Genomic DNA, 12997 nt, shown 5'->3' on the forward strand with positions numbered 1-12997 from the left:
ACCAAAATATTTTTTGAGTAATCAAAAATTACTCTCTTACTATCTCTGAAATGGAGTTTTCAAATGCTAAATGCCTATATTTACGATGGTTTACGTAGTCCGATTGGCCGTCATGGTGGTGTACTCGCGTCTATACGTCCTGATGATCTGGCAGCAGAAGTTATTAAAAAGCTCATTGAAAAAACAGGTGTACCAGGGACAGATATTGAAGATGTTATTCTGGGTGATACGAATCAGGCGGGCGAAGACAGCCGTAATGTAGCACGTATGGCTGTGTTATTGGCCGGGTTGCCAGTTACCGTACCCGGACAGACAGTAAACCGGTTATGTGCAAGTGGTTTAGGGGCTATTATTGATTCGGCTCGTGCCATTACCTGTGGTGAAGGGGAACTATATATTGCTGGTGGTGTAGAAAGCATGACCCGTTCACCGTTTGTTATGGGCAAAGCAGAAACTGCATTTAGTCGTGAGGCAAAAATCTTTGATACCACTATTGGTTCACGTTTTCCTAACAAGAAAATTACTGCGCAGTATGGTGGCCATTCAATGCCCGAAACAGGCGATAATGTAGCTGTCGAATTTGGAGTTACCCGTGAACAGGCGGATACTTTTGCTGCACAGTCACAGGCGAAATATCAGCAGGCAAAAACTGAAGGCTTCTTTGAAGGAGAAATTACTCCTATTGAAGTTTCTCAAGGTAAAAAGTTACCACCTAAACTGGTTAGTGAAGATGAACATCCACGTCCATCTTCTAATTTTGAAGCCCTATCTAAATTAAAACCCTTGTTTGAAGGTGGTGTAGTTACTGCAGGAAATGCTTCTGGTATTAATGACGGCGCAGCAGCTCTACTGATCGGTTCAGAAACAGTTCAGGAAAAATACGGCTTAAAGCCAATGGCAAAAATTTTGTCAGCGGCAGCGGCAGGTATTGAACCACGTATTATGGGTGCAGGCCCTATTGAGGCAATTAAAAAAGCAGTCAGCCGTGCTGGTCTGACTCTTGATGATATGGACATTATTGAAATCAATGAAGCTTTTGCTTCACAAGTATTGTCCTGTTTGAAAGGTTTAGATGTAGATTTTAATGATCCGCGTGTTAATCCAAATGGAGGAGCAATTGCAGTAGGCCATCCTCTTGGTGCTTCTGGCGCTCGTCTTACACTAACAGTTGCACGTGAATTACAGCGCCGCCAGAAAAAATATGCAGTGATTAGTCTTTGTATTGGTGTAGGTCAAGGTCTGGCTATGGTCATTGAAAACGTTTCCTGATTTTTTGAGTTTAAAGATCCATTCACTATAAAAGTGGTGAATGGATTAATTTTGTTTAACGAAATATAATGAATAACATATTTATTTTTCATTATATTTGAGGCTTGAATGTCTGAAAGTACCAGAGTAGAAAAAACTGAAAAAATAACCAATCTGGATGAAATTCGTCTCGACCCTATCTCTCATATACATCGTGAAAATAATCCGCAATTTATTGCCTCTTTGGCACGTGGATTAGAGTTACTGCGCTGCTTTTCTGCTCATAAACAGGTCTTGGGTAATCAGGAACTCGCCAAGATGACGGGTTTACCGAAGCCGACAATTGCCCGTATTACTAATACTCTAGTAAGCTTAGGCTATTTAAAACAGTTGCCAAATTCTACAAAGTATATGCTTGATATAGGTGTACTTTCCTTAGGCTATTCAGCCTTGTCTAATATCTCTATTCGCAATACTGCTCATCCGCTTATGGAAGAGATGAGTAAATATGCTCAGGCACCGGTCGCTATGGCAACCCGTGACCGGTTGAATATGATTTATATTGATGTAGTACAAGTAGAAAGCTCACTGAATATGCGTCGCCCTATTGGTTCGACTTTACCCATTTATAGCAGCTCTAGGGGACGAGCCTGTCTGGCAGCTACACCAGAACATGAGCGCAATTTCTTGATGGATGCACTAGCCAAGAAAAATCCGGAGAACTGGCCTTCAATCAAACGTTCACTTGAACGTGCTTTCCGTGATTATCAGGACTATGGCTATTGTTTATCTTTAGGAGAATGGCATAAGGAAGTAAATTCTGTGGCGGTACCCTTGGTAAGCAGTCAGCATGGATTATATGTCTTTAACTGTGGAGCACCCAGCTTCCAACTCAGTCCCGAGCGCCTCGAAGATGAAATCGGTCCGCGCCTGATTCATATGGTGCACAATATTCAGGACTCATTAAATGAAATTATGTAAAATATAAAAAGTCCCTGACTTGTAAGGATGGGGACTTTTAAATTTACTGAATAATTTTCTTTTCTTTCAGTTCTATAATTTCTGTTTCTGATAAATACCGGCTTAGAATATTTTCGGTATCTTGAGCTAAATACGGCGGCGCCTTTTGATACTCTACCGGTGTTTTTGAAAGTTTAATAGGTGAACCAATAGATGTATAGTTCTGCTGCAAAGAATGAGGCATGTTAACTACCATCTCCCGGGCAATCACCTGCTCTTCTTCTAAAGTCTGCTTTAAATTGTTAATCATGCCGACCGGGACTTTAACCTGATGAATGATTTTTACCCATTCCTCGGCTGGTCGTGTCATAAAGTGTTGCTGTAATAAAGCAGTCAATTCTTCCCGATAAGTGACACGCCCGGAATTTTGCCTGTAATGTGGATGAAGAGCTAACTCAGCTAGACCAATACTTTCACACAGTGCTTTAAACTGGCTATCATTACCACAGGCAATAATAAACTCGCCTTTTTCAGCTTTAAATACCTGATAAGGTACAATATTGGCATGAGCATTGCCGAAACGGCTCGGGACTTTTCCCGAAGTTAAATAATTCATGGCGAGAACAGATAAGGAAGCAACCTGTGTATCTAGCAAGGCCATGTCAATATGTTGACCCTCGCCCGTTTTTTCTCTGGAAAGCAATGCTGCCTGAATAGCAATAGCTGAATAGAGCCCGGTGGTTAAATCTGCAAAAGCCAAGCCAGCTTTCTGGGGACCACCACCCGGCAGGTCATCCCGTTCGCCGGTAACACTCATCATACCGCCCATACCCTGAATAATAAAATCATATCCGGGTTCATCTGCACGAGGTCCTTTCTGTCCGAACCCTGTAATAGAACAATAAACGAGTCGCGGGTTGATTGCTGCTAACGTTTCATAATCAAGACCATATTTTTGAAGTGAACCCGCTTTATAATTTTCAATTAATACATCAGATTCAAGTACAAGTGTCCGGATAAGCTGCTGCCCTTCCAGAGTTGCCAGATCAATAGCGACTGAATGTTTACCCCGATTTGCAGAAAGATAGTAAGCAGACTCCTGAGTGTCTTGTCCTGAATCATCTTTTAACCAGGGTGGTCCCCAACGACGGGTATCATCACCACTATAGGGTTTTTCAATTTTGATGACTTCAGCACCCAAGTCAGCCAGAATCTGACTGCACCAAGGGCCTGCCAGAATGCGGCTTAGATCCAGCACTCTAAAACCTGTCAAAGCACCCATCATTCTACTCCTTACTCTTGTTCTAATTTCCCTAGAAATAAAGTATATTTATTTCACCAAACGAAATAATATTTTATTTATAACACAAAACTATAGATTTTATATAAAATATGAAGCTATATTTAGATAAATTAATTTTGCAGAGTAAAATTAATTTTTATTATTAATTAATTTCAGTGCCAGAAAATTATTCATATAGATTTTTAGTCTTTTCCTTTGTAAAGAATATAACTCCAAGGAGTCAGGATGATTCGTAATCAGGAAACACTGGATCAGTTACTTCATATGATTCAGCAATTTGTTAAAAATGAATTAATGCCACGTGAACATGAGGTGGCCGAAAAAGATGAAATGCCTCAGGACATTATTGACCAAATGAAAGCATTAGGCCTGTTTGGTCTCACTATTCCTGAGGAATATGGCGGTTTAGGACTGACCATGGAAGAAGAACTTTATATAGCCTTTGAAATTGGTCGTACCTCACCTGCTTTCCGCTCTATTTTTGGAACTAATAATGGAATTGGTTCAAGCGGTATTATTATTGACGGAACTGAGGAGCAAAAAAAGAAGTATTTACCACGCTACGCCAGTGGTGAAATCATCGGTTCATTTTGCCTGACTGAACCGGAATCAGGTTCTGATGCCGCATCTTTAAAGACTACAGCAGTGAAAGATGGCGATTTTTATATCCTGAATGGTACTAAACGCTATATTACCAATGCGCCGCTAGCAAGCACCTATACCGTAATGGCCAGAACCAATCCTGATATTAAAGGCTCAGGCGGTATTTCCGCTTTTGTAGTTGACCGGAATACTTCAGGCATTAGCTTAGGTAAAAAAGATAAAAAGATGGGGCAGCAAGGTACTTATACCTGTGATGTCATCTTTGAAAACTGTCGTGTCCCCGCCTCTGCCCTGATTGGAGGAGTGGAAGGTATTGGCTTTAAAACAGCCATGAAAGTCCTCGATAAAGGACGTCTGCATATTTCAGCAGTCAGTGTTGGCGCAGCCGAACGTATGCTGGATGACGCACTGCGGTATGCCGTTGAACGTAAACAGTTCGGTCAGCCAATTGCCAGTTTCCAGTTAATCCAGGCCATGCTGGCAGACTCCAAGGCTGAAATCTATGCAGCCAAATGTATGGTGCTCGATGCTGCCCGGCGTCGTGACCAAGGACTGAATGTTTCTACTGAGTCATCTTGTGCCAAGCTGTTTGCAACGGAAATGTGTGGCCGTGTTGCAGACCGCTGTGTACAGATTCATGGAGGGGCTGGCTATATCAGTGAATACAGTATTGAACGTTTTTATCGGGACGTACGCCTGTTCCGTCTTTATGAGGGAACTTCACAAATCCAGCAGATCATTATTGCTAAAAATATGATTAATCAGGTTAAGGATTAACCTTTGAATTTCAGGATGAATTATGACCACACCACTGATGCCGGAAACCCTTATCCGGCCAATTTCTAAAACTACGCAGCGAATCGCTTTTGTTTTTGCATTTTTGGCCCTATTAATTGATGGTGCCGATATGCTGCTACTGTCTTTTAGTTTAACCAGTTTAAAAGCCGAATTTGGACTGACCAATTTACAAGCTGGTGCATTAGGAAGTTTTACCCTGGCAGGGATGGCACTAGGAGGTTTCATGGGTGGCTGGGCCTGTGATTATCTTGGACGGGTTCGAACAGTCGTGATTTCGATTCTGGTATTTTCATTATTAACTGCGGCACTCGGCTTTACACAAAGTTTTGAGCAGTTTGCTATCATCCGCTTTCTTTCAGCTTTCGGTATTGGTTCTTTATATATTGCAGCCAATACGTTAATGGCTGAGTACGTACCTACTGAATATCGAACTACAATACTGGGGACTCTACAGGCTGGCTGGACAGTCGGCTATATTGTAGCAACATTGCTAGCGGGCTGGATTATTCCTGAACATGGCTGGCGGGGATTATTTTTTATAGCCATTATTCCTTCGGTATTGGCATTATTTATTCAGAAACTGGTTCCCGAACCGGAATCCTGGCAGCGAGCCCGTCTGGAGCGTCTATCCGCTTCACGGGTTACTGTACAGGCACAGCCGGTAAAACAGCAAAGTACAGTCAAAATAATTTTTGCAGATAAGCGTAATCGCAGAATGTTCATGCTGTGGATTTTAACTGCCGGCTTTTTACAGTTTGGCTATTATGGTGTAAACAACTGGATGCCAGCTTATCTCGAATCTGAACTGGGGATGAATTTTAAAGCCATGACTGGCTACATGATTGGAACCTATATTGCCATGATCTTTGGCAAGATTATTGCCGGTTATGCAGCTGACCGCTTGGGCCGACGCTTTGTATTTGCTTTTGGGGCTATTGGTACAGCTATATTTTTACCTGTGATTGTAATATTTAACTCGCCAGATAATATTGCCTATTTGCTGATTTTCTTCGGTTTCCTTTATGGAATTCCTTACGCCATCAATGCCACTTACATGACTGAAAGTTTTGCTACCAATATTCGCGGAACAGCTGTGGGTGGAGCTTATAATGCTGGCCGTATTGGTGCCATGTTTGCTCCGGCAATTATTGGTGCGGCTGCAAGTGGTGGCTCTATCGGTCTTGGTTTTTTGATCATGGGCGGAGCTTATTTCTTATGCGGTGCAGTATCAGGAATCTTTATTAAAGACCGTCAATATGACCCGCAGAAAACAGCTTAAAGGCTTAACTTGGTAAAGCCTCTACAGAGGCTTTTAATACTAAGAGAATATGAAAAATACGCTTTATACTCCAACAATTATATTAATGGCAATTGCTGCCGGTATCTGTACCGGTAGTAATTATTTTAGTCAGCCACTCATTCATTCTATGAGTCAAAATTTGCAATTACCAGAAACTATGGTTTCCTGGGTACCTACTTTGGCACAAATTGCTTATGCCTGTGGCCTGTTCCTGCTGATGCCTCTTGGGGATATTCTCGAAAAACGCCGCCTACTCTTCTGTTTCATGCTATTTGCTGCACTTGGTCTGATCATCAGCGGTATTTCACTGCATATAAGTCTGCTTATACTGGGTACACTCATTACTGGTCTATTTTCTGTAGCTGCGCAACTATTATTACCTTTAGCAGCCAGTCTGGTTCCAGCACAACAGAGTGGTCGGGTGGTGGGTTTCCTGCTTAGCGGTTTAATGATGGGGGTTCTTCTTGCCCGTTCCCTTTCAGGTTTGGCCTCAAGTTTATTTGCATGGAATTTTATCTATCTGGCCAGTGGTATCTTACTTTTCTGTATTGCTTTTATATTACATCGAAATATCGGGGTTTTCCCACCTACCAGCACTGAGAGCTATACTTATACTCTACGCTCGTTAGCCTCTATTTTTGTGACAAATCAACGCTTACGCCGGCGTAGCTATATTGGCGGATTAACCTTTGCTGGGGTAAGTATGACATTTACTACTATGTCACTACTACTTGCACCAGCTCCTTATCATATGAGCGATTTTAGTATTGGATTATTTGGTCTGGTTGGTATCGTTGGTGTATTTATAGCTAATTTCACGGGTAAGTTTATTGACCGGGGGTATATTCACCAGATTTCTATTTTATGTAGTCTGGGTCTTATCATTTGCTGGCTATTATTTTTACTTACACCTTATCAATTAGCGTTTTATATGATGGCAACGCTTATCCTTTACGCATCACTCTCTGCAATTCATGTAACCAATCAAAGCATAGTATTTAAATTAAGTGAAAACCTCAGATCTCGTTTTAATGCTATTTATATGACAGGTTATTTTGCAGGAGGGGCATTAGGGACTACTGCCGGAGCCTATGCTTGGACTCATTTTGGCTGGACAGGCACCTGCACTTTAGGGATGATATTTGCACTTACCTGTCTAGTGATTTGTATTCTGGAAGAACGATCTGCTTTACCGCTTCAATCATAACAATGCATTGATCTTCCTGACCAATGCATCATATTTTAACTGATTTCAGTACGGATATTATTCACCATATGTAGCAGACGCGGTGCAATATCTTCTTCAAGTTTTTCACGTTTCATAATGAAACTTGGTCCACCGCAGTTAAAAACCAGTAAACCATGCTGTTCATGAATTAAAGGCACTGCGACCGAGTTCACATCCTTATGCCATTCTCCAATCGAGAAACAGTAGCCAAAATCCTGATAATCCTTAAAGGCACGGTCAAGATCACGGTTAATCTTGAACCAGTCTTCCTTATATTTTAAACGGATAGCATCAAGCAGAAAATCACGTTCATCTTCTGGCATAGCTGCCAGACAAGCCCGGCCCATAGAACTTAAATGAATAGGTAAATAAGTTCCTACCTGTCTTCGCATAGTGATATTGCCTTTCCCCTGCACTACATCCAGATAAATCATGTTTAACCGGTCTCGGGTTGCCATGGCTACTGCTGCACCTGCATAGTCAGCGAGTTCTTTCATATAAGGGTTGGCAATTGAACGAATCGATACATTAGCCAGCATGGAGTAACCGAATGCCAGCACCCCAACAGACAGCTGAAACTTGCTCGAATTGGGAACCTGCTTAATATAACCCAGACGAGACAAGGTATGAGTCAGACGGGTAATAGTGGGTTTAGGTAAACCGGTTAATTGGGCTAGTTCCTGATTTCCTAAATGCTGGTGCTTAGGTGTAAAACAACGTAGCAGTTCCAGACCACGGGCCAAGGCAGTAATAAACTGCCTGTCATTCTCATCCTGCATATCTTCAATTGGATGTAGTAACTCATGTCTTAAAGGAGCCAAAATTTTTTCTGTTTGTTCTATATCATTGGTATTATCCATGACTCACTCTCAACCTACTAATGTTTCGCATTGCGAAATTATAATCTATAATTATATTAAATAGCAAAGAAGCAAACTGGCCGATTGCTTCTTTTTTATCAGTTTACTCAATAATACCTTCGGCTTTTAATTTTTTTAAGTGTTCCTGAGAGGCAACGCGACTTAAAATCTGCTCAGTATGTTCTCCTAGCGTTGGAGGCGCGCGACGGTATTCTACTGGTGTACGCGACATTTTTATTGGTGAACCAATAACTGTTAGTTTTTGCTTATATGGATGTGGCATCTCAACCAGCATTTTTCGGGCTACTACTTGTGGTTCCTGAAAAGCCTGTTCCAAGTTATTAATTACTCCCACAGGTACTTTAACTGCATGAATAGCTGTTACCCATTCATCTGCAGTTTTCTTCAAGAAATGCTTTGATAAAATATCAATAATTTCATTACGATGTTTGATTCGGTCAGCATTACGGCTAAAGCGTGGGTCATTTGGTAATTCTGCTAATCCAATACTCTGACACAACTGAATAAACTGTTTATCATTCCCACAAGCAATAATAAAATCCCGGTCGGCCGCTTTGAATACCTGGTACGGAACAATATTAGCATGCGCATTGCCATAACGGCCTGGTACTTTTCCTGAAGCCAGATAGTTCATTCCCTGATTTGCCAACGTGGCAATTTGTACATCTAGCAAAGCCATATCAATATATTGACCCAAGCCGGTTTCATGCCGGTTCAGCAGTGCTGCCTGAATGGCAATCGTAGAATAAAGGCCTGTAGCCAAATCAGAAAATGCTACACCAACCTTTTGTGGGCCGCCTCCAGGCAAATCATCTTTTTCCCCGGTAACAGACATTAACCCGCCCATCCCTTGGATGATAAAGTCATAACCAGGTTCTTCAGCACGTGGTCCATCTTGACCGAACCCTGTAATAGAACAGTAAACCAGTTGCGGATTGATTGCAGCTAAACTGTCGTAGTCCAGATCATATTTTTTCAGTGAACCAGTCTTATAGTTTTCGATCACTACATCGGTATCCTGAATTAAAGCTTTGATCAGCTCCTGCCCTTCCAAACTGGCAATGTCAATTGCTACAGAGAGTTTATTACGGTTCGCAGATTGATAATAAGCAGCTTCACGTGTGTCATCACCTGCATCATTCTTCATCCAGGGTGGCCCCCAGCTACGGGTATCATCACCATGCTGAGGTCGCTCTACCTTAATTACTTCAGCCCCCAGATCTGCCAGTATTTGCCCACACCAAGGGCCGGCCAATACACGACTCAGATCAAGTACACGAATTCCTGTTAGTGCTCCCATTTTTATCTCACTATCCTGTTTAGTTTGCTATAACGAATCTGAATCTCTATTTACTCAAGATTAAGTTTCGCCTAGCGATATTATCTATTTAATATACTCTCAATTTTTGTAAAACAAAACTCTAGAAGTAAGATATTTTATGAAATATAAGAACTGTCTAAGCAAAATCAAAAATTTAATAAGTTAGCTGCAATAGAAATTAATATCGCATTGCAAAATAAATTATCAAAATATATTGTCATGTGAAATCATTTTCTTTAGTATGCCCAAAAAGAAATATACCGGCTCGTCCGCTTATACCACTTCTGTGGGGAAAATAACGACCAAGGAGATGAAATGGTTCGTGATCAGGAAACCCTGGATCAACTACTTGATATGTTACGTCAGTTTGTTGAAGGCGTACTTATTCCGAGGGAAAATGAAGTAGCAGAAACAGATGAAATTCCAGCAGATATTGTTCAGCAAATGCGTGAACTCGGATTATTTGGACTCACTATTCCTGAAGAATATGAAGGTCTGGGTTTAACCATGGAAGAAGAAGTACGAGTTGCCTTTGAACTGGGTCGCACTTCACCTGCCTTTCGCTCACTTATTGGAACAAATAATGGTATTGGAGCTAGCGGTTTAATTATTGATGGCACGGAGGAGCAAAAACAGTATTATCTCCCGCGTTTTGCTAAAGGGGAAATTATTGGTTCGTTTTGCCTGACTGAACCGGAATCTGGTTCTGATGCCGCATCTTTACGCACGACTGCAGTAAAAGATGACGATTTTTATATCCTGAATGGTACCAAGCGTTTTATTACTAATGCTCCACATGCGGGTGCATTTACAGTCATGGCACGTACTAACTCTGAAATTAAAGGTGCAAGGGGCATTTCTGCATTCATTATTGATAGCAAGACACCCGGAATATCTCTAGGTAAACGTGACCAAAAAATGGGACAAAAAGGTGCTCATACCTGTGACGTCATCTTTGAAAACTGTCGTGTACCTGCCTCTGCCCTGATTGGAGGAGTAGAAGGGGTCGGTTTTAAAACTGCCATGAAAGTCCTCGATAAAGGACGTCTGCATATTGCTGCTTTAAGTGTAGGTGCTGCGGTACGCATGCTGGATGATGCACTGCGGTATGCCGTTGAACGTAAACAGTTCGGTCAGCCAATTGCCAGTTTCCAGTTAATCCAGGCCATGCTGGCAGACTCCAAAGCTGAAATCTATGCAGCCAAATGTATGGTACTCGATGCTGCACGTCGTCGTGACCAGGGTGAAAATATCAGTACGGAAGCTTCATGCTCAAAAATGTTCGCAACGGAAATGTGTGGCCGTGTTGCAGATCGCTGTGTACAGATTCATGGAGGAGCTGGCTATATCAGTGAATACAGTATTGAACGTTTCTATCGGGATGTACGCCTGTTTCGTCTTTATGAAGGAACCACACAGATTCAGCAAATTATTATTGCACGCAATATGATTCGTGAAATGACTCAATAAAACCTCAAGCGCTTTAAGGAAAATTAAAGCGCCCTTAATAGTAGGTAATGGATTATGTCTATAAACACAATAACTTCAAGCATTGGCCCGAATACCTGGAAAATTGCATTCTTATTTGCATTTTTAGCTTTACTGGTCGATGGCGCTGATTTAATGCTGCTTTCTTATAGCCTCAACAGTATTAAGGCAGATTTCGGACTGAGTACTGTTGAAGCTGGCATGCTGGGTAGTTTTACTTTAGCTGGTATGGCAATTGGCGGTATCTTTGGGGGCTGGGCCTGCGACCGCTTTGGCAGGGTCAGAATAGTTGTAATTTCAATTTTAACCTTTTCAGTTTTGACCTGTGGCTTGGGCTTTACGCAAAGCTTTATGCAGTTTGGTATTCTACGTTTTTTTGCTTCATTAGGTCTAGGTTCTCTTTACATCGCCTGTAATACTTTAATGGCAGAATATGTTCCTACCCGATACCGCACTACTGTATTAGGTACCCTACAAGCTGGCTGGACAGTGGGCTATATTGTAGCAACTTTGCTAGCCGGCTGGATTATTCCTGATCATGGATGGCGCATGCTGTTTTATGTTGCAATTATTCCAATTGCTATCGCTATCTTTATGCACATTCTGGTTCCAGAACCGGAAGCATGGCAACAATCTCGCTTGAATAAAGCGATAAATAATCATCACCAGAAAAAAGAGTCAGCCTTTAAACTTATTTTCCAGGATAAACGTAACCGCAATATGTTTATACTCTGGGCACTTACTGCCGGCTTCCTTCAGTTTGGCTACTATGGCGTAAATAACTGGATGCCTTCTTATCTGGAAAGTGAACTTGGAATGAAGTTCAAAGAAATGACTGCTTATATGGTAGGAACTTATACTGCAATGATTCTAGGTAAAGTTCTTGCAGGTTATATGGCGGATAAACTGGGTCGCCGCTTTACCTATGCTTTTGGTGCTATAGGAACTGCTGTATTTCTACCATTAATTGTATTTTATAATTCACCAGAGAATATCCTGTACTTATTGATAATTTTCGGTTTTCTGTATGGCGTACCATATGGTGTAAATGCAACCTACATGACTGAAAGTTTTGCAACTGCAATTCGTGGTACAGCAATTGGAGGAGCATATAATGTCGGGCGTCTGGGCGCAGCGATTGCTCCTGCAACTATTGGTTATCTGGCTTCTGGTGGTTCAATTGGCTTAGGCTTTGTAGTCATGGGAGCAGCCTACTTTATCTGTGGAGTTATTCCAGCCCTCTTTATCAAAGAGAAACAATATGACCCCCAGAACTCTTGAGTTCTTTTCCCCAATAACTGGCCAAAAACCAGTTATTGGAATTTTTTATATAAAAATCCAAATCTAAAACATATATAGATTTAATAGTTTCTAAATATATTCAACTCAGCCTTTTAAAAGAGTTTTAGATACAGTTCTCTGCATTTATTTTTCCTGTTCACCTTTATAGTGAAAAGATAATTTATTTTAGCATCTCAGTATACGTGCTATTTAATAGAGAGTTGCCTTTTTACAAATAACAAATTAATATATCGCTAAGCGAAATGGTGTTTCTAATTATGGAAAATATAGAAAGAGAATCAATGGAGTTTGACGTAGTGATCGTTGGTGCAGGACCTGCAGGTCTTTCAGCTGCGATCCGCATCCGTCAACTGGCGATTGAAAACAACCTACCCGATCTTTCCGTTTGTGTCGTCGAAAAAGGTTCCGAAGTTGGTGCGCATATTCTTTCCGGTGCTGTACTTGAACCCCGGGCCATGAATGAACTCTTCCCCGACTGGAAAGAGCTCGGTGCTCCGCTTAATGTCCCGGTGACTGAAGACAGAACCTTTTTCCTGCTCTCTGACACCACCTCCAAAGAAGCACC

Annotated in this window: 11 protein-coding genes; 8 read left to right on the forward strand and 3 right to left on the reverse strand. The window is 41.5% G+C overall.

Going from position 1 to position 12997, the window contains the following annotated elements; genetic code table 11:
• Positions 1 to 63: 63 nt before the first annotated feature.
• Complete coding sequence (locus J502_RS12930; RefSeq protein ID WP_034684396.1) at positions 64 to 1269, forward strand: 3-oxoadipyl-CoA thiolase; 1206 nt, start codon at positions 64 to 66, stop codon at positions 1267 to 1269.
• Between the two features lie 108 nt (positions 1270 to 1377).
• Positions 1378 to 2229 (forward strand): IclR family transcriptional regulator, encoded by an 852-nt coding sequence (locus J502_RS12935; protein ID WP_034684398.1) that lies wholly within the window; start codon positions 1378 to 1380, stop codon positions 2227 to 2229.
• Between the two features lie 43 nt (positions 2230 to 2272).
• Here J502_RS12935 and J502_RS12940 read toward each other — a convergent pair whose 3' ends face one another.
• The gene (locus J502_RS12940; protein ID WP_005014170.1) at positions 2273 to 3490 is read right to left on the reverse strand and encodes a CaiB/BaiF CoA transferase family protein; all 1218 of its coding nucleotides are present in this window, start codon (positions 3488 to 3490) and stop codon (positions 2273 to 2275) included.
• Between the two features lie 246 nt (positions 3491 to 3736).
• Here J502_RS12940 and J502_RS12945 point away from each other — a divergent pair, with 246 nt between their 5' ends.
• The 3 genes from J502_RS12945 to J502_RS12955 are packed head-to-tail and all read left to right on the forward strand — an operon-like array spanning position 3737 to position 7419.
• Complete coding sequence (locus J502_RS12945; protein ID WP_034684399.1) at positions 3737 to 4891, forward strand: acyl-CoA dehydrogenase family protein; 1155 nt, start codon at positions 3737 to 3739, stop codon at positions 4889 to 4891.
• Between the two features lie 22 nt (positions 4892 to 4913).
• Positions 4914 to 6191: an MFS transporter gene (locus J502_RS12950; RefSeq protein ID WP_034672882.1), complete on the forward strand. Its 1278-nt coding sequence runs from the start codon at positions 4914 to 4916 to the stop codon at positions 6189 to 6191.
• 49 nt (positions 6192 to 6240) lie between these two features.
• Complete coding sequence (locus tag J502_RS12955; RefSeq protein ID WP_005014162.1) at positions 6241 to 7419, forward strand: MFS transporter; 1179 nt, start codon at positions 6241 to 6243, stop codon at positions 7417 to 7419.
• Positions 7420 to 7454: 35 nt separating this feature from the next.
• Here the strand turns inward: J502_RS12955 and J502_RS12960 are convergent, their stop codons facing one another.
• Together J502_RS12960 and J502_RS12965 are read right to left on the reverse strand one after the other, a co-directional pair.
• Positions 7455 to 8300, reverse strand: coding sequence for an IclR family transcriptional regulator (locus J502_RS12960; RefSeq protein ID WP_005014160.1), 846 nt, complete (start codon positions 8298 to 8300; stop codon positions 7455 to 7457).
• Positions 8301 to 8403: 103 nt separating this feature from the next.
• Complete coding sequence (locus J502_RS12965; RefSeq protein ID WP_005014158.1) at positions 8404 to 9621, reverse strand: CaiB/BaiF CoA transferase family protein; 1218 nt, start codon at positions 9619 to 9621, stop codon at positions 8404 to 8406.
• Positions 9622 to 9957: 336 nt separating this feature from the next.
• Here J502_RS12965 and J502_RS12970 point away from each other — a divergent pair, with 336 nt between their 5' ends.
• The 3 genes from J502_RS12970 to J502_RS12980 form a co-directional block, all read left to right on the forward strand.
• Positions 9958 to 11112, forward strand: coding sequence for an acyl-CoA dehydrogenase family protein (locus tag J502_RS12970; protein ID WP_005014156.1), 1155 nt, complete (start codon positions 9958 to 9960; stop codon positions 11110 to 11112).
• A 54-nt stretch (positions 11113 to 11166) separates the two neighbouring features.
• Complete coding sequence (locus tag J502_RS12975) at positions 11167 to 12411, forward strand: MFS transporter (RefSeq protein WP_005014155.1); 1245 nt, start codon at positions 11167 to 11169, stop codon at positions 12409 to 12411.
• A 278-nt stretch (positions 12412 to 12689) separates the two neighbouring features.
• The coding region (locus J502_RS12980) for an NAD(P)/FAD-dependent oxidoreductase (RefSeq protein WP_155757380.1) at positions 12690 to 12997 on the forward strand (308 nt) is incomplete at its 3' end.

Origin of the sequence: Acinetobacter sp. 1294596, from assembly GCF_000582925.1 — a bacterium.
Lineage (GTDB): Bacteria > Pseudomonadota > Gammaproteobacteria > Pseudomonadales > Moraxellaceae > Acinetobacter > Acinetobacter radioresistens.

Coding starts and splice junctions, on each gene's coding strand:
- J502_RS12930 (WP_034684396.1), top strand. CDS start 64: ATGCTAAATGCCTATATTTACGATGGTTTACGTAGTCCGATTGGCCGT.
- J502_RS12970 (WP_005014156.1), top strand. CDS start 9,958: ATGGTTCGTGATCAGGAAACCCTGGATCAACTACTTGATATGTTACGT.
- J502_RS12940 (WP_005014170.1), bottom strand. CDS start 3,490: ATGGGTGCTTTGACAGGTTTTAGAGTGCTGGATCTAAGCCGCATTCTG.
- J502_RS12965 (WP_005014158.1), bottom strand. CDS start 9,621: ATGGGAGCACTAACAGGAATTCGTGTACTTGATCTGAGTCGTGTATTG.
- J502_RS12975 (WP_005014155.1), top strand. CDS start 11,167: ATGTCTATAAACACAATAACTTCAAGCATTGGCCCGAATACCTGGAAA.
- J502_RS12935 (WP_034684398.1), top strand. CDS start 1,378: ATGTCTGAAAGTACCAGAGTAGAAAAAACTGAAAAAATAACCAATCTG.
- J502_RS12945 (WP_034684399.1), top strand. CDS start 3,737: ATGATTCGTAATCAGGAAACACTGGATCAGTTACTTCATATGATTCAG.
- J502_RS12960 (WP_005014160.1), bottom strand. CDS start 8,300: ATGGATAATACCAATGATATAGAACAAACAGAAAAAATTTTGGCTCCT.
- J502_RS12955 (WP_005014162.1), top strand. CDS start 6,241: ATGAAAAATACGCTTTATACTCCAACAATTATATTAATGGCAATTGCT.
- J502_RS12950 (WP_034672882.1), top strand. CDS start 4,914: ATGACCACACCACTGATGCCGGAAACCCTTATCCGGCCAATTTCTAAA.